General features: G+C 59.6%; 7 protein-coding genes and 6 pseudogenes. 5 read left to right on the top strand and 8 right to left on the bottom strand.

The features are described from left to right. The first annotated feature begins 4 nt into the window (after nt 1-4). The 4 genes and pseudogenes from hisC to BRA471DRAFT_RS39450 all read left to right on the top strand — a co-directional run. Nucleotides 5-1,081: a histidinol-phosphate transaminase gene (gene hisC, locus BRA471DRAFT_RS07070; RefSeq protein ID WP_050992558.1), complete on the top strand. Its 1,077-nt coding sequence runs from the start codon at nt 5-7 to the stop codon at nt 1,079-1,081. Nucleotides 1,082-1,283: 202 nt separating this feature from the next. Further along, the gene (locus BRA471DRAFT_RS07065; RefSeq protein WP_007605754.1) at nt 1,284-2,312 is read left to right on the top strand and encodes an LLM class flavin-dependent oxidoreductase; all 1,029 of its coding nucleotides are present in this window, start codon (nt 1,284-1,286) and stop codon (nt 2,310-2,312) included. A 1,275-nt stretch (nt 2,313-3,587) separates the two neighbouring features. Further along, nucleotides 3,588-3,932, top strand: a complete 345-nt coding sequence (locus BRA471DRAFT_RS07055) for a hypothetical protein (protein WP_007605750.1) — start codon at nt 3,588-3,590, stop codon at nt 3,930-3,932. A 1,084-nt stretch (nt 3,933-5,016) separates the two neighbouring features. After that, nucleotides 5,017-5,334 (top strand): annotated as a pseudogene (locus tag BRA471DRAFT_RS39450) (chitooligosaccharide deacetylase NodB); the annotation flags it as partial. A gap of 225 nt (nt 5,335-5,559) precedes the next feature. Here the strand turns inward: BRA471DRAFT_RS39450 and istB are convergent. Then, a pseudogene (gene istB, locus BRA471DRAFT_RS07045) lies at nt 5,560-6,361 on the bottom strand (IS21-like element helper ATPase IstB); the annotation flags it as partial. Further along, a pseudogene (gene istA / locus BRA471DRAFT_RS07040) lies at nt 6,358-7,905 on the bottom strand (IS21 family transposase). The pseudogenes istB and istA, both read right to left, overlap by 4 nt. A 124-nt stretch (nt 7,906-8,029) precedes the next feature. Between istA and nodC the strand changes: the two are divergent. Continuing rightward, nucleotides 8,030-9,485, top strand: a pseudogene (gene nodC, locus BRA471DRAFT_RS07035) (chitooligosaccharide synthase NodC). A gap of 689 nt (nt 9,486-10,174) precedes the next feature. Here nodC and BRA471DRAFT_RS07030 read toward each other — a convergent pair. The 6 genes and pseudogenes from BRA471DRAFT_RS07030 to BRA471DRAFT_RS36350 form a co-directional block, all read right to left on the bottom strand. Next, entirely contained in the window at nt 10,175-11,548 is a 1,374-nt protein-coding gene (locus BRA471DRAFT_RS07030) for an IS30 family transposase (protein WP_007605747.1), read from the bottom strand. A gap of 2,812 nt (nt 11,549-14,360) precedes the next feature. Beyond that, on the bottom strand, nt 14,361-14,708 hold the full coding sequence (gene tnpB / locus BRA471DRAFT_RS40205; RefSeq protein WP_083843144.1) for an IS66 family insertion sequence element accessory protein TnpB: 348 nt from the start codon (nt 14,706-14,708) through the stop codon (nt 14,361-14,363). After that, complete coding sequence (locus tag BRA471DRAFT_RS39440; protein ID WP_035973622.1) at nt 14,709-14,951, bottom strand: hypothetical protein; 243 nt, start codon at nt 14,949-14,951, stop codon at nt 14,709-14,711. Between the two features lie 20 nt (nt 14,952-14,971). Next, nucleotides 14,972-15,157, bottom strand: a pseudogene (locus BRA471DRAFT_RS39435) (transposase); the annotation flags it as partial. Nucleotides 15,158-15,358: 201 nt separating this feature from the next. Next, entirely contained in the window at nt 15,359-16,084 is a 726-nt protein-coding gene (locus BRA471DRAFT_RS07015; RefSeq protein ID WP_007605739.1) for a LuxR family transcriptional regulator, read from the bottom strand. Between the two features lie 471 nt (nt 16,085-16,555). Then, a pseudogene (locus BRA471DRAFT_RS36350) lies at nt 16,556-16,955 on the bottom strand (transposase); the annotation flags it as partial. Nucleotides 16,956-17,585: the final 630 nt, after the last annotated feature.

The following is a 17,585-nucleotide window of genomic DNA, read 5'->3' as shown; positions in this document are numbered from 1 at the left end:
GACTATGCTTTCCTCGCTCTCGCCGGTGGCTCGCGAACTGGATGCTCTACCGTCCGGGCGGCCCACCACCGACAACAATTACGTGAAACTAAACACGAATGAGAACCCCTTTCCTTTGCCAGGCGTCGTGATGCGAAGCGCAATTGCAGCTCTCGAGCTGCAATACCGCTATCCAGAAGACGACAATGTCAGCTTGAGGCAAGCGGCCGCAGCTGCCTATGGCATTGCAACCGATCGCGTGATGGCTGGCAATGGATCGTCTGAACTGCTCAGCCTCATTTACAGAGCCTTTCTTGCCCCGGGCGACGACGTCGCAATGATGTCGCCTGGTTTTTCATTCAATCGCAAGCTTGCCATGTTGCAAGGGGCCCGCTTCATTGAAATTCCCTGGTCTGAACCGGACTGCTTGCCGATGGACGAGCTGCTTTTCGGTTCGGCTAAACATGCCAAGTTCATTCTGCTGGCCAATCCGAACAATCCGACCGGAACCTTTGTTCCGCTCGCCGAGATCGAACGCCTCGTTACACGATCTGACCGATTGATCGTACTGGACGAAGCTTACGTCGATTTCGCACCCGAGGACGGCCTACGCCTCGTTGAGCGACATTCGAATCTTGTGGTCCTGCGCACATTTTCCAAGAGTTATTCCGCCGCTGGCATCCGCGTCGGATTCGGTTTGGGCCATCCCGAGCTGATCGGGAGGCTTCGCAACATCCAGAATGTCTTCAATATGAATGTGGTCGCTCACGCCGTGGGGATGAGCGTCCTTGCGCATCGCGACGCTTATGAGGAGAACCATCGCCACGTCAGGCTTGAGCGCCAGCGCGTAACGGCCGCCCTCTCTGAATTTGGATTCTGCGTAACGCCTTCCCACGCGAACTTCCTCCTCGCCCGTGTGCCGGTAGGCCAGGGTGGCAGATGGTGGCAGGCGGCGTTGCAAGACCAGAGAGTCCTTGTTGCCTTCTTTCCGGATGCCGGCCTGGAAGAGTGCATTCGGGTTAGCATCGGTACAAAGCGCCAGATGGATGCGTTTCTTGCCGCCGTCGGCAGCATTCTTAGGAAAGTGGGATGTCGTGGCTAATGGTCCCTTCGTCTGTCGTAATCGATCCGGACCCACACATGATGCAGCTTCGCGAGGCAGCCCCGAGCCAGTTTGTTCTCCAGTCGCCGCATTACGACCCTTTGTGAACGGCTTCGCAGTAATACAGCGCATTGCCAGCGAGCGCCTCTTGCACTCCCAAAACCCGGTGGACTCCGGTCCTCTCTATATAGGAGATAGTTGAGTGAGAAACGTGGTTCCCTCAAATCTGACCTGCGGCATCTTTGACCATCTTGACGAGGACGGCCGCGATATCGCACGGCAATACGCGGACCGCCTTACGCTGGCGGAGGCCTACGACCGGCTCGGTTTCTATGCCTATCATCTGGCGGAGCATCATTGCACTCCGCATGGACTGGGTCCGTCGCCGAACTTGTTTCTGTCAAGCGTCATACAACGCACACGGCGACTTCGCGTCGGTCCTTTGGTCATGCTGCTCAACCTCTATCACCCGCTGCGTGCGTTCGAGGAGATCTGCATGTTGGATCACCTGAGCGGCGGCAGGGTTGAGGTCGGCCTTGGTCGCGGCTCTCTGCCGATCGAATTGAGCTATTTTGGCGTTGGAGCCGATGTGGCCTCGAGCCGTTACGAGGAAGCTTCCCAAATCTTCGTTGGCGCGATGAATGGGGGCCCGCTCTCATACGAAGGGCAGCATTTTGCGCTGAGCGAGGTCCCTTTGACGCTTTCACCTCACCAGCGTCCTTGTCCCCCAACGTGGATTGCGACAAATCGGCCAGACTCCGCCCGCTGGGCGGCGGCAAATGGCGCCAATCTCGCGTGCATGGGCGCTTCTTCTGCCGTTCGTAAGATAACCGATGTCTATCGCGCTCATCAAAACGCCGAGGGTGACGCCAACAGTTCAGCACCATTTCTCGCGTTGCTCCGCATGGTCGTGATTGCCAGCTCTGAAGCAGCGGCCCGTTCCCTCGCCGCGCCTGCCTACGAAACATGGCTCAAAAGCTTTAAGTTCCTGTACGAACTCAATGACATCCCGCCTCCATCTAACCTGCCCCTGTCCTTGGATGCCGCAATCGACAGTGAACTGTGCGTTGTCGGAACGCGCGCTTCGGTGCGCCAAACTCTTCTCGATCACCTGGATGAGGCAGGCGCCAACTATCTCCTTTGCCAGCTCGCCTTCGGATCTCTGTCACTGGATGCCTGCCTCCATACGGCAACTGCGATTCACTCCGAACTCATAGCGGCAGACCGCTGACAGTGAGCCACAGCGAATTCCAATAAATTCGCTCTTGACCAGGCAATAAATGGCAACGCCGAGGCCGATGAGTACCGGACGCGAATGCATTGGCCATGCCGCTCTTATAGTTCAAATGGCTTTTACACACATGAGACCCTTTCAACTACATCAGCAGACAGGAGGCTTAACGGCAATAAATGGCCTGTCTCTCATTTTCCGTGCGTTGACGTCGCCCGAGCAGTGGTTTGCATGGACAGGTGAGCTGGCTCACGTTCATTCCGCTTTGCCGCGCCAGTTCGTCGATCGCATTCCACACGAATCCAAGATGTGGCTTATCGCCCGAGCGGGCCTGTCGTGACGCGGTCCCGGCAGCGGTCCGACCGGAAGGAGGAGCTCGCGCGTAAGCTCGAGATCGTGCTGGCGGAGTTGGCTTCGCTGCGCATTCTACTGGCAGCGCACGGCATTAGCACCCCTCCACCTCTGCATGAGGACTACCTCACTGTTCAGCGGTTCGCAGCGATGAACCACATAAGCCCCGAAGCCGTGCTCTCTCGGATCCGCCGCGGCAAGTTGCGCGCGGAGAAACGCGGTGGCCGCTGGTGGGTGAAATGCACGGTTTGCACAGCATAGCCGTGCAGTGATGAGAACAGTAAGAGAGACGGGAATGAATCAATCCGAAATACGGAATCCGGCACAAGAAAATGATATGTGTGTTTAAGTTGGCATCTCTTCTGAGCTCGATCAGACGGCCGATGGAGAGTCAAGAGATCGATCGAGGTCGACGTAGCGCGCGACCAACACACCATCGCCAGATCGGGAGGCTCGATCTCGATGCACCCATGCAATCAAAAAACGCGCGGGCGCCCCGGGCAACGGGATATCGAAAGGCCAACTTTCGCGTGACCGGGATCACTCAGTCATTCGGCCTGGCTAACAGAGCCATCCAGTGAACAAGCGGAAAAGCATAAACGCCTGGCACGAGAAGTCCAACTCCGATGCCGCTGGCAGTATTGTGGCAAACAGAAACACCCTCCATGTCAGTTTTGGACGTGAGCCGCCGCACGCGCCTGGTACGGCCCGGAGCAAAGGAAAGATAAATGCCTTACTCGCAAATCGCACGCTTTGCGAGCTCCCCTGAGCAACCTGCGTCTCTCAGCCCCTGCGGCGTAGCAGAGAAGTTGTATCCCAGTCATTCGCCTGTCTCAGGGCCGCCTCGCGCGCCGGTGTCACACGGGAACAGATCTGATTTCGCTGGGATGGTCGCCTGAATCTGACTGGAGAAGGAGATAGTCAATGATGTCGCCAGTACTGATGTCAGTCCTCGGGTCGATGGTAGCAGTCGAGCGTATGTTTTGGAAATTTCGAGAGTTGATCGATGGCGACAGCTCGATCTTACCTGACGTTAGAGAGATGCTTCATGTAATGTTAGACGCGAAGCTTCTTGCCGCAAAAGATAAGATTATGAGCGACGCGCGCGCCGCGATCGACGCGACTCCTGACTTGCCGCAGGCGGGTCGCGACCGAGCATACAGGTCGCTCGATTTTGCCATGAAAATGTTCATGATCGGCGAGCCGCGCCGCACTCAGGTTCCTCTTAGCGAAGTCGGTATCTGCAGCGCTAATTCCAAGATGCATTGATGCATGCCCGCTCCACCGATCGCCTGCCGCGACACTTGGCTGTGCACGGTCGATGTTAGCCGCGGCGCTTCGATTGAGCTCCGGAGGAGCTATGAAGCTGGTGGAATGGAGCGACAGCGCCTCGCTAGTTGATGAATCGAATCTGTCTCCTGGCGGCCGGCAGGCTTGGTTGGGACCTGCCACAATGCTGCAGGCTCGGGTTTGTCTCAAGCATCCGGAGGCAGGCTCTCTCCGGTCATCTTTAACGTCCTCTGCGTCGAGCCAATATGCGATTCCCCTCAGCTCTGTAGCTTATTCATCGAAAGGGCCGGCCGCTCGTCGTCATCGGGCAGTGGCGTGGGCTCGACTCTGTTCGTCAGAAGCAGTGCTTGAGCTAATTTAGCTCAAGCATCATGGTTCGCGTTTTCGCGCGATGGCTTCGATGCTTGGCGATGACCTTCACCGGACCGAAGGTGGCATGTTTGAGCCATTCTTCGGTATGCGCCTGATCAATTGAATCGAGAGGATCGGCTCACCCAGCCGACCTTGATGGATTCATCCTGGCCCTTCCGCTGCATGGATACCTCCCATCAAAACAATAGATTTTACCAATATTCTCAGAATCCACATAGCTAGCCGCCGGCTATAGCAAGGATGATTCAGGATAAGGCGCGTGACGACGTATTCGCGATCTTCAATGCAATGTGCGGATGGCGAGCAAGCCGTCAGCACATGATCACTCCTTTGCGTCTAGATAGAGGCAAGTCTTGGTCTCGCTACCGGACAAGGGCGGCGCAGTGCGACACGTCCCATTGCGTCAGCAGCGGACCACCGGCGCGCGCAAGCTGCTTGCATGCGTCAATTTGGCTCCAGCATCAGCCATGAGACAGCATGGGCAGCTGGCCTTCAAATCTCTGGCCAACCTTAGCAGCAGCGACGCAGCAATAGCCAATAGCGACAAGGGCGGCGTGGCATCGTTGGGTGCAGCGCTCTGGCAGCCTGATCCCGGATGGATGCGCTTACGCGCACCCGTACGGCGTCGCGTCGATCGTGAGTGCTTTGCGAGTCAACAAGGAACTGGGGTGTCTTTGCGGGCTCGTGGCCACGGCACATGCGTGCGCCGTATGGGATATGGACCAGGAAGGCCCTCGCCGCATCGGCGAAGGCCGAACTGCAGCCCTGCACTGGTCAGTCGATCCGCAAGATTGGGCTCGTCCCGGCGTCGAGGCGATCGTTGCCGCAGTGCTGGCTTCGGTCCGGCCGGGGGCAATCGTGCTCCTGCACGACGGATGCCCTCCCGACGAGTTGGGACGCCGCCCTCATGCTGGTCGGCGCGACCAGACTGTGTCGGCGCTCGCCCGGCTCATTCCCGCACTGGAGTGACCGTGGCTTTGCAAGCCGGTCGCTTCCTCAACCTCACTGAATAGATCAACTCCCATGAGCCTGCTTGCCACCATCAGCACCACTGCTGTTGCCTCCTACGCGTTGCTCTCCAGCGTCCATAAGTATAGCGCGACAATCTGGATGGGAAGCGCGCGACAATCAGGATGGCGAGTCGGTGTCGCGGCGAAGTGATGATTGCCGCTATGATTGTCGCGCGCAAGAGTTTTGTTCGCTCTGATTGTCGCGGAGCGTCAATCAGCGAGTGTTTTAGTGTCGTGTGCGAGGGTGGTCGCCCTGGACCACGCTTCCGTTCGAGCGCGATGCGCCTGCGATAGCTTTCGACGTTCATCTCGACGATGGTGGCGTGGTGGACGAGGCGATCGATGGCGGCGAGCGTCATAGCAGGGTCCGGGAAGACCCTGTTCCATTCGCCCGAAGGGCCGATTGGCAGTGATCAGCATGGAGCGCCGCTCGTAGCGCGCGCTGATGAGCTCGAACAGCACACTGGTCTCGGCCTGGTCCTTGGTCACATAGGCCAGATCGTCAAGGACAAGAAGATCAAAGCGATCGAGACGATTGATGGCGGCCTCGAGGTTGAGCTCGCGCCGCGCCCTGGAGCTTCTGCACGAGATGGGTGGTGCGGGTGAAGAGGACGCGCCGTCCGTTCTCGATAAGGGCCAGGCCGATCGCTGCCGCCAAGTGACTCTTGCCGCCGCCGGGCGACCCGAACAGCAGCAGATTGGCGCCCTTGCCAGGCCAACCATCGCCGGCGGCGAGCGCGGTCACCTGCGCCTCGCCTTGGAGATCATCGGCACAGCCTCAAAGTCGAAGTTGTCGAAGGTCTTTCCGGCGGGCAGCCGCGCCTCGACGAGATGGCGCTCGACGCGACGGCGGCCGCGTTCGGCGATCTCATGCTCGGCGATGGTGGCGAGGAAGCGGGCCGCCGGCCAACCTTCCTTATCGGACTGTTCGGCGAATTGTGGCCATAGCACCTTGATGGCGGGTAGCCGCAGCTCGTTGAGCAACAGATTGAGGCGCCCAGTGTCGACTGTGTTGCCCGTGTTCATGCGGCGTCACCGATCTGGGCGGCGCCGATGAGGCACTCATAGGCGGCGAGCGGTGCAAGCTGCACCATGACCTGCGGCACGCAGGCAGGATCGGGCGCGAAGTGTGCGCGCAGCCCCCCGATGTCGGGCCGTTGGCCAGCGTTAAGGTCAGCCGCGAGCTGATCAGCGAGGTCGGCCTCGCAGCCGCGCTCATGCGCCAGCGCGAGCAGATCGACCATGAGCCGGCAAGCCTTCTTGTCGGCAAGCCGTTCGCGCAAGGAGTCGAAGGTTCTCCGATAGGCCTCGCGCGGGAACAGCCGATCACGGTAGACCAGATTGAGCAGCGCCATCGGCTTGCGCTGCAGCGAATGGATCACGTGCCGATAATCTACGACCTGGTCGTGCTTGCCGTTGGGATGGGGCCGCCCACGCGGCAGGGTGACGAGATGAGTGCCGCCGACGAACACGTCGAGACGATCGTCGTAAAGGCGCACCCGCAGCTGGTGGCCGATCAGGCGTGACGGCACGGTGTAGAACACCTTGCGCAAGGTGAAGCCGCCGCTTGACGTCAGCGGACAATCACCTTCTCGTAGTCCGAGGTGCCGCGATCTGGCAACGCCTGCAGGGTGGCGCGCTCGTGGTCGATCCGCTTGGCGTTGCGGGCATTGCGGCGGCTGACGACCTCGTCGATGCAGCCGCGGTAGGCGGCGAGATCATGGAAATCGGCGGTGCCGCGCAACAGCAGCGCATCGGCGATCGTCCGCTCAGGTTGGCCATGTGAGCTCTCGATCGCCCCGTTCTCGCGGGCGATGCCGCGATTGTTGCGGGAGGGTCGCATGCCGTAATGGGCGCAGAGGTCCTCGTACCGCCGGGTCAGATCGTCCCCCCGCATTGCGATCGAAATTGCAGAAGGCGGCGGACAGGATGTCGGTCCGATGCTCCCGTGGTGCCCCACCGAGCGACCACAGGGCGTTGCAGCCCTTCGGCCAAAGCGACGAAGCTCTCGCCAGCGAGCACGACATGGGCGTGCTCAAACCCGCAATAGGCCAGCCGGAAGTGATAGAGGCGATGATCGAGCGGCACGCCCGCGATCGTGATCCCGAGTTCGCCCATGCCGGTGAAGTCGGACAGGCCGACTTGGCCCACTTCGTGGGTCTGGCGGAAGATGATCTCCTGCTCCTCGCCGTGGATCGCCCACGAGGCGCGGATCCGGCGCTCCAGCGTGCGGCGGATTCCAGCCCCCAGCTCAGGATGGCGTCGAAGCATCTCCTCGGAGATGGCCACGGACCGCACGCCGGAGGCGGCCTTGAGCATCGGCACCACTTCTGTCTCAAACACGTCGGCCAACGGGTCCGGCCGGCGACGGCCGCGCCCAACCTTCTGTGATGGCAGGCGGGGATGCTTCTCGATCCGATACGCAGTTGACGGACTGAACGACGGCTTGGCAGCGGCCACTGGCGGGCTATCGATCTGACGGTACTTCATGTAGAGCCTCATCTGGTGATCATTGATGTGTCGGCCGGGCACACGCGAGTGATTCCTCTTGGCGGAAGAACCACTTGCATAACCGGCCGGCCGCGATCACCAGTCGGCGCGGCCCCTGTTGGATCGCGCCGACGCCGGGCTCGTAACTCCGGTCGGGCTACGCCCTCCCTGCGTCACGAGCCCGGCGAAGCTCTCTCATCCTGATTGACGCTACGCTTCCATCCTAATTGCCGCGCGGCACATAAGAGCGCGCAGGCGCTTTATGCGCTGCGAAGCGACGCTCCACTGCCGCCGTACGACCCGCTCGACGCCGATGCTCTGCCCAGCGTGGATGTCATCGTGCCTTGCTTCAACGAGGACCCGCGCACGCTGGCGGCCTGCCTGAAGTCTATCGCAAGCCAGGACTACCCAGGGCGATTACAGGTCTATGTGGTCGATGACGGCTCTGCAAATGTCGGCGCGGTGGCCGCGGTCCATGCGAGCTACGCGTATGACCCGAGATTCACTATCATTCTGCTGCCAAGCAATGTTGGAAAACGCAAGGCGCAGATCGCAGCGATTCGCCGCTCATTCGGCGATCTCGTGCTCAACGTCGACTCCGACACGGAAATCGACAGCGACGTGGTCAGCAAGCTGGTGCGCAAGATGCAGAATCCAGCCGTCGGCGCGGCCATGGGCCAATTGAAGGCCAGCAACCGGGACGACAGCTGGCTGACCCGATTGATCGACATGGAGTACTGGTTGGCTTGCAACGAGGAGCGCGTGGCGCAGACGCGCTTTGGTGCCGTCATGTGCTGCTGACGGCCGTGTGCCGTGTACCGCCGTTCCGCACTCATGTTGCTGCTCGAGCAATACGAGACGCAGTTCTTCCGGGGAAAGCCGAGCGACTTCGGTGAGGACCGCCATCTGACGATCCTCATGCTCAAGGCAGGGTTTCGAGCCGAGTACCTTCCGGACGCCATCGCCGCCACGGTGGTCCCGGACAAGCTCTTGCCCTATCTGCGGCAACAGCTCCGCTGGCGCGGAGCACCTACCGCGACACGCTGCTCGGTTTGCACCTGCTGCCCGGCCTCGACCGATACCTCACACTCGATGTGCTCGGACAGAACCTTGGGCCGCTGCTGCTCGCCATCTGATCGATTGCCGCGCTCGCACAGCTCGCGCTCGCGGACAGCGTGCCCTGGTGGACCGGTCTGACCATCGTCGCGATGACCATGATTCGATGCAGCGTCGCGGCCCTTCGTGCCGGCGAGCCTCGATTTCTCGGGCTTCTCGCTGCACACCCCCGATCAACATCTTCCTGTTGCTGCCGATGAAAGCCTATGCGCTCTGTACCTTGACCAACAGCGACTGGCTCTCGCGCAGACCGCCAGATTTGCCCGACGAAAATGGAAGGCATGGCACATTTTTGTACTCCGCCCCCAAAGCCGATAAACCGAAGGAGATTGTTTGCACGTCGCGCATTCAGCACCTTGAGCACCGCATCGCTCTCCAATTGGAGGTCGTGGCTCAACTAATCTGCCAGGACAAATTCGCGCTCGGAGCGGTCAAGCTGCTCGACGAACTCACAAGCGAACTGGTCGCGGCAAAACTGGAACTCGGCGCAATAGGCGAGGCGAGCGCCGGCAGGCGAACAGTCCCCAGCAGAAAAACGCGGTGACCTCGGCTAAGCATTTCGACGAGGCAATCGCAGCTTTACCGCCAGATCGCCGTACTATCGCCAATCGTACGCAAATCGCCAAACTTGTTCTAGCTCGGGGAACGACACGTGAAGTCAAGTCCGACCCAAATCATGGCGCCTGCGTTCTTGGCTCTGATCACACGTTCAACTCTTCCTCTTCAAATCAAATCGAGGTTCCGCCTAGCGCCTGGCGGAATTCTGCTTAAGGCGCAGGTTAAGTTTGCCCGAACGGGTGTTAAGAAGACATCGCCCTAGTTTTGATAACCGGCGGTCCCTGATCGCCGAGCGATGTCTATACAGGCAGCCTCCTTTTCCTACAGATTCGTCTCGTCAACTGGCAGGCCGCGGGACAGGTTGCAGGACCACTTCTTTGGCATCCTCAAGGTAAGAATCCTGCACTTCAGGCCCTCGGTCCCAGCGGATGAGTGCGGCATCCCTTGCACTGCAATGCGACCGCCTGCGGCTGCCACGACGCAAATAGTCCAGGCGTTGTAACAGCGCGCCGACTGCGCAGTGAGATGGCTAGTCTCGTCCACGTTTCAGCTCCGACAGAAAGTCTTCTCCGTTGCGCCCCGGCGGATGAGGCAAGCCGCCGAACGAAGCGCACCACTCTGACCAAACCCCACAGGGCGGATTCAAACGGTCGTCGCAACACCAGTTACTTTCACTCATAACAGAAGATCGTCAAGCGCCTCCGCCGGCGTTTTCCAGCCTAGTGTCTTCCGCGGTCGGGCATTGAGGGCCGCTGCCACAGCGGATATCTCTTCGGCGCTGTGGATGCTCAGGTCCGTGCCTTTCGGGAAGTACTGCCGCAGCAGCCCGTTGGTGTTCTCGTTAGTGCCGCGCTGCCATGGGCTTTGCGGGTCGCAGAAGTAGACCTGGATACCCGCATCGATCTTGAGACGATCGTGCTGAGCCATTTCGGCTCCCTGATCCCAGGTTAGCGAACGGCGCAGCTCTTCGGGCAAAGTGATGATGGTGCGCGTGATCGCGTCGCGCACGGCTTCGGCCCCATGTCCCGCAAGGGCTGGCCCGTTCTTCGCGCGCGGAGCTTCGCCATGCCCCGCCAACCGTGGAAGGTGCAAGAGCATCGTAAAGCGCGTCGTGCGCTCGACCAGCGTGCCGATTGCCGAGCTGCCAAGACCGAGGATAAGGTCCCCCTCCCAATGTCCCGGCACTGCTCGATCGGCAGCTTCAGCAGGGCGCTCACTGATCATGATCTCCGGCGAGACAAAGCCCTTGCCTCGCCTGCGTACGCGCGCTCTGGGCATCCGTAACACACGCCCTGTTCGCAAGCAGGCCGTCAGCTCGCGGCGTAGCGCGCCACGGCCCTGAACGAAGAGGGCTTGATAGATAGCTTCGTGGCTGATGCGCATCGTCTTGTCGTCCGGGAAGTCGATCGGCAAGCGTCGAGCAATCTGCTCAGGGCTCCAGGCTTTGGCCCATCGCCGATCCTTGCGCTGGCCATGCCGCCGCCCCTTCCACGGAACGGCGGGACCAGGAACGGGAGCGCCGGTCGGGGCTACGACGCCGCCAGCAAGTCTTTCCTCCACATAAGTGCGCAAGGTTGCATTGAGCGCAAGCTTGGTCGGCTTAGGCCGGCGGGCGGATCGATCCGCATGCCATTGGGCAGTTATTGCCCGATACTCCAACCCGCCGCCGCGAGTGGCCGCGTTGCGCCGCAGTTCACGGGAGACTGTGGAAGCAGCCCGCCCCAGGCGACGTCCAATCTCCTGTATGGAATGGCCCTGCACCTTGAGAAGTGCGATCTCCTCGCGCTCATTCAACGAGAGATACCGCCCGGACAGTGCCTTTGCCGAAGATCTGAACATCGCTGGTGGCATGCCGCCCGCCTTTCGGAATAATCTGCTTCCGATAGGTTGTGACAATCCGGCTTCGAGTGCAGCATCTTCGCTGCTTAACCCAGCGGCAATCGCCCGCCAAAATTTATTCTGTTCATCGCGCCCGGCAACAGAGGGCCGTCCTGGCGACGGCAATGGGGCTCGTCCTGACCGCGCCGATCTGCGCCTTACAACGTTCATCGCAACCTCCAAACTCCTGGTGTTGCGACGACCGTTTGAATCCGCCCAGGTATCAGCCATAACTAATGTGGTTTCCTGCAACGATCATGGCGTCGGCCGCTCCGCGCATCAGTCTATGTCTGGCTCGCGCAGCACTGCTGCTCCAGGGCAACTCGCGTTAGGATACATTTTGGCTGGAGTAGCCGAAGGGACTTGAATCGTACGTGGCGTCACGTTGTAGGAAGTAGGGATCCGCCGCCTCGCGCCGACCAACTAGTTAACCACCGATGGCCGGAGTGCGGCGTAACACATCAAAGCAATCCTCTGGTTTAGACATCAAGATGACGACAGCACTCCTCTTTCTGACTATGATCTTCCTTCGGCGGCTTTGGATTAGGCTACAGTGTGCGCAGCTGGCGGTCCCGCAAGCGACGTGAGCGCGCCCGGCTCAATGGTGCTCTCTTTCATTCCGGCACTTCTGCTCCGCCGCCGCTCCGAGTTCCCGCACGCCGTGGTTCCTAACGCTGCATTCGGCCCTGCTCAAAGAAGGAAGTTTCCGATCCGCCACGCGAGTGCGAACGCTCTCCGCCGCCACAGATTCGCAAGGCAGAGTGGCGGCGACGCGCGTGCTCGCGCGGAGACAATCCCAACAGCACGGGTAACTTGTGACTGATCGCAACTCTTGACCCGGGACACTGAGCAGTGAAGACTGCGAGGCGTCCGTTCACGGACCGTCGAATCGGCGGCGGTGGTTTCGCAACCGGCCCCCGGCCTAACAACGTACATCTGTGTGATCTTAGCAAGTGCGGAAGCCACTGTCGGACAGAATTCCAATTAGCGGCGATGCGCAAGGCGGAGACGATAGGTCTTGCACGCGAACTAGCGCTTGAACTTCATGCGACGGCTATCACGATTGCGGCAGCGTCGACAAGGAGCACCTTTCACTCTGCTAGCGCGTCTGCAGCGCTTCGATGCCCGTCGCGGTCCGCACTGGACGAGAAGAGAGATCCAGAGCCCTGCATGGCTTTCGAACTTCATCTCGCGTCAGACTCAACGCCGCGTTGACCGTGACCAATGCATCCTGCCGAGTTCGATTCGCTGAACAAGCCTACCTAAACTGAGAGGTTTCGAAGGTGAGGCTTCCTTCCTAGAACTCGATCCGCGATAGTCAGTACAGCGGATGCATCATGAGACCTGACGAGCGCCTCGCCGACGTCCTTGAGAATAGCGCGTGTTTTGATGATGAGGCATGGGAGGTGTGGGCACAGTGCCTCTCACCCACTGAGCGGCTTGCGTATATTCGCAAGCATCGCTGTCACTTCCGGTTCACAGATTACGATGAAGTGATAGCTGTTGTACGGGGTCGGCGCTTCACCGGTTGCCCATCGCAGCTCCTTCGATGGCGTCACAGGATAAGAGCAAGAACGCTGCAAAGCGCTTTGCTCTTCTCGGTTGCGGTGTGGCTGGGCATCATCTGGCTTGCGGTGCGCTTAATCCGCTGAGATCAGCAGCCCGCTTTTCTTCAACACGTAAGCTATCTAGTATCTATGTTCCCACGCGACCAAGCGTTACGACGCGGTTGGAGATGATCTGCAAAGCCGCAACCTGACGCAGCGTTCGATTCGAACATTTCTTTCGCCCGAATATTGTGATGCAGTTACAGCAATTCGCTCCGACGTTGTTAAGACACACGAGGCTCGGGGCACTGAAGAGATGAAAGTAGAAATGCAGAACTTGTTGCTTGCGACTGTGAGCATTGTGGTGCTTGGCGCGGTGCGCCCGCATTCGGCGCGGATCTGGCTGCGCAGCCCGTCCAGCCTCTCTACACCACAGCTCCGCTGCCTGTCGCGGCTGCAATCTACGACTGGAGCGGCTACTATCTCGGCGTGAACGGTGGCTTGGGGTCAAGCGCGAATTGCTGGGATTACCTTGGCGGCACGCCCGAGGGCTGCCATGATGCGACAGGCGGTAGCGGGGGCGGCCAGATCGGCTATCGATGGCAGATAGGCCAGATCGTGTTGGGTGTTGAACGCCAGGGGAACTGGGCTGATTTGACCGGATCCAATCAAAGCATCCAGTTTGCCGATATCCTCCAGACCAAGATTGATGCGTTCGGTCTGATGACGCGCAGATCACTATACCGTCGATAACGTACTGCTTTACGCCAAAGGCGGCGCCGCAGTCACGAGCAACACCTATCAGATCACCTCGACCCTCTCGGGGGCGCAGGTTCGGAAGAGTAGACGTTCTTTGGGGCGGCATGTTGGGGGTGGGGATCGAGTACGGCTTCGCACCGAACTGGTCGGTTGGTTTCGAGTACGACCGCCTGTTCATGCAGCCCGGCACGGAGATTTCAGCGAGCCCTTTGGTGGGACCGATCGCATCCGCCATGATTTCGATCTTATGACGGCACGGCTCAACTATAAGTTTGGCTCGTCCGGCTCTTCTCAAATATTGATCTGTCGTTCAAACGGCGGATCGAAAGCCCCGGCCCATAGGCCGGGGTGCTTTTGACCTGCTCCTCTGCTGTACAGGAGCCATACACGACCTTATGCATTCTCGGGAAGGCCCGCTTGCTGCATCAAGCAAAAGCGTTCTCCTGGGCTAGTATGTCGTCGCTATCAATCCGCCCCCAAAAAGCTCACTTGCGCGAGGATGTCATAAACCGAAACGGAACCAGGCAGATCAGGCCGTATCTTGTGAAGCTGCTGTTCGAGTTGGCACCTGGCGCTGAACGGGCCTCTTTGCTCTGGGGCCACACTCAACCTCACGTTCACAGAGACTGCCCCTAAAGGGCGCGTCTGCGCCTGTGCCGTTCAAAATAGCTCCCGAGTCAATCTGCCGCAGTTATCCAGCCTCCTGGGGACGCCGCGCGTCTTCCGGGCGGACTAACCTCCAATCCAGCCCTTCGAACAGGGCTGCGAACAGGGCTGCGAACACCGCTGGCGATATGCGCATCACGCCGTCTGCGATCGTTTGGCCAAACGAACTTGCAGCCTTCGAGGCGCTTGTGAACTAACACCAGGCCCGTTCGATCCCAGACCAAAATCTTGATCCGGTCCGCTCGTTTCGATCGGAACACGAAGGCTGCGCCGCGGAGAGGGTCGAGGCAAAGCATCTCCTGCGCCCTCGCCGCAAGTCCATCGTGGCCACAGCGGAAGTCGATCGGCCGCGTCGCGATTTAAATCTTCAGATCGGCACCGGCCGCGATCATCGTGATGCTCGCACTGCGGATCACCCGGCACAGCTGCTCGCCATCTTTGGCTGTGTCCGTCCGCAGCACGACGTCGCCGATCGCGATCTCAAGCTTGATCGCCGGAACGTGCCCCCCTCCAACGCGCTTTCCAAGACCAGCGGCGCGAATGTCGACTGCGAGGCCTCGCACGGCGCCAACATGCCTCGCTGTCGAAAGCGTCGTCGCCAATCGCAAATCTGCCAGCGTGTCGCTCCGTGCTTGCGCGCCACCTCGGACACCTGGGCACCGGGTAGCAGACTCTCGGCGACGATCCGAGCTCTCTCAGCCTCCGAACGCACGCGGCGTCCCGACGGTCCTTGAAGGACCTCCAGCCGGCTCACCGGCCCTCCCGATGAGCCGGCCAAATGGACGTCCTTTTTGCTGTCCAATCCCATCCCAAACCTTAGTCCAAGCCGGAGGCTTCTTCGCACGTCCATTCGAATTCTGAAGTAAGGGTATCGGCTTCGCCGCTTACCACTTGCCAGCCTATTAATGTCAACAGCGGCTGCATCTAAGGCGATATCGGAATGAACACGCCGCTCGCAGCCGTTGTCCAGAGGTGACATTGCTCGCCTCCCCGCGTCGCGTAGGTCAATTCAAATAAGACCGTGGCGAATCGCCTTGACGACGCAGTGGGTACGGCTGTTCGTCTCTAGCTTTCGCATTGCGTTCTTGAGGTGGAAGTTGACCGTATTCTCGCTGACCTTCAGAATTACCCCGATTTCCCAGGATGATTTTCCCTCCTCGACCCACCGGAGGCAGTCCTTCTCTCGCTCGGATAGAGCCACTTGCATTTGGCATGTGCCCTCCGATGAAGGCGCGATCTCTGCAAACGCATGATGAAACTGCCAAGCCAATGCGTTCAGATGACTGAGACGATGCTCAGGGTCGGCATCGTCGAAGCTGGACGCAAACGATACGACGGATAGCCGTCCAAATGGTCCAAACAGTGGTACGGTCACGCCATGCTTCAGGCCGGCCTCTCTGGCCTCATTCAACACACGCGTTTCGCCCGGTTGCAATTGATGTTGCTCGGCGAGTCGATCCCATAGAAACGGCGCCGATAGCATAGTCGTCCGCCGAACCACGGGATCGATGGCATTGTACCTGCGTTCAGAATAGCGCTCACACCAATCGGAAGGAAAGTTCACCGTCACCGCGGCTCGGAGATACTCTGGCAGGCGAGCCGGCCCCGTGTCGGTCAGTGACCCGTAAGCCACTTGACTGAAGCCCTGTTCGCTCGAACAGCTCACAAGAAGATCGAATAACGCCTTGAGAGATCGCGTTTGTTTTGCACATTCGACGAAGCTAAATAAGTCCATTTGGCGCCTCGCGCCGCCGATTTAGGCAGGCCGGTACTGCGTGGTTTGACTGAACTTGTCGGGGGGGATTTCGGCGCCACTTCGGGTCCCTCTTGCTTGCGAAGTTCTCGACCGAATGCAACAAGCATACTTTTCGTCACGCGCTGCGAGGCGCTCTTTCTCCCGGTCGGATACTCGCTTGATGGAGCGACTGTGCATGTGCTTCTTTCCGGGCGGACGGACCTGAAGCAATCCAGCAAGTGTCGTACCAGTCACTGCGATCACGAAATCTCGCACAGTGACAAGCAATTGAGACATCCGCAGATCTAATGCCAACGCAACGAACACTGTTGGAATCGCGACATTCGTCGTGAATGCGACAGCCTCGCTGTTAGTATTGGCAAGGGATCATATCCAGCACCAGCAACTGCCCACCTAAGATGTTTAACTTTACCAGTCTCCCGCCTTTGCCTAAGACATTGCTGCTGGACGACGGTTGACCTGGTTCGTGGAGATGCCGATCATGCCCATGGCCTGTACCAGATCGTCGACCGAGCGGGTCGAGCGCCCTGCACATAACCCTCCTGCACCACGGCGGTGAGCGCCTTCTCGGCCATCCGGCGAGCCTCCCGGAAGCCCGGGAAGTAGGAGCCCTTGCGCAGCTTGGGGGTGCGCAGCTCGACCGCGCCGGCACCGGTCTCCCAGATCCGGTCGCGGTAACCGTTGCGCTAGGCCAGGCGTTTGGATTTTTCTCGCCGTAAGCTGCGTCGGTCTGGCTTTCGATTTTCAGCTCCATCAGGCGCTGGGCGGCAAAGCCAATCATCTCGCGCAGCAGATCGGCCTCGGGGGTCTTCTCTACAACCGTGCGCAGGTTCATCATATCGTCGGTCATTGGTGGGGTCCTCGGTTGCGTTGGCCTGTCGCAACCCGATCCTACCAGAGAACTGCGGGTGACTACCGCAGCCGCCCGCCCGCTGGGCGCTATCGGTAACGCGCGTCCGGGCGGCTTTGCTCCACCGAGCTACAACATCCCTGGGGACACGACCAATTGTTTGGTGCAAGCCTCGCAACCAGCTTGGTGAACTGCGGAATGTTTGTGGTATCGTTGTGCATCAGCACTATGTGCGCAACCTGCTTGATAACTTCTGGCGCGTTAAGTGGCCCTTATGCGCCAGTTAATGGTGATCGGAACTCCGATCTCAATTTGCCGTCCTGGTCGGCTAGAGCCTATTCTCAGCAGCCGCGCTGCTGGTCGGTCTAATCGGTGCCAGCGTACTTGCCGCGCACCAAATCGCGGTTCATCTCGCTAATTTCTGCAAATTGCCACTTTCGGTATCAGCGCGACGGCGACAGTGCGCCCTGGCCAAGCGGCCGCCACTCTGACAGTCCACTCACCCCGGAAATCCGATCCAAATGCTTTGGCCAGGATCGTTTGGGAGGGCAAGATGCAGTACTCGGCAGACCTCAGATGTTTTTCTTCCAGCCCTTGAGCAGCTTCAGACGTTCGTAATGCTGCCTCACG

The organism is Bradyrhizobium sp. WSM471 (assembly GCF_000244915.1).
Classification (GTDB): Bacteria; Pseudomonadota; Alphaproteobacteria; order Rhizobiales; family Xanthobacteraceae; genus Bradyrhizobium.
This window is presented reverse-complemented; position numbering and strand designations above follow the sequence as displayed.

Bases quoted from the DNA above. Each gene is read 5' to 3' on its own strand.
- BRA471DRAFT_RS07030 (WP_007605747.1), bottom strand. From the start codon at position 11,548: ATGAACGTTGTAAGGCGCAGATCGGCGCGGTCAGGACGAGCCCCATTG.
- BRA471DRAFT_RS07055 (WP_007605750.1), top strand. From the start codon at position 3,588: ATGATGTCGCCAGTACTGATGTCAGTCCTCGGGTCGATGGTAGCAGTC.
- BRA471DRAFT_RS07015 (WP_007605739.1), bottom strand. From the start codon at position 16,084: ATGGACTTATTTAGCTTCGTCGAATGTGCAAAACAAACGCGATCTCTC.
- hisC (WP_050992558.1), top strand. From the start codon at position 5: ATGCTTTCCTCGCTCTCGCCGGTGGCTCGCGAACTGGATGCTCTACCG.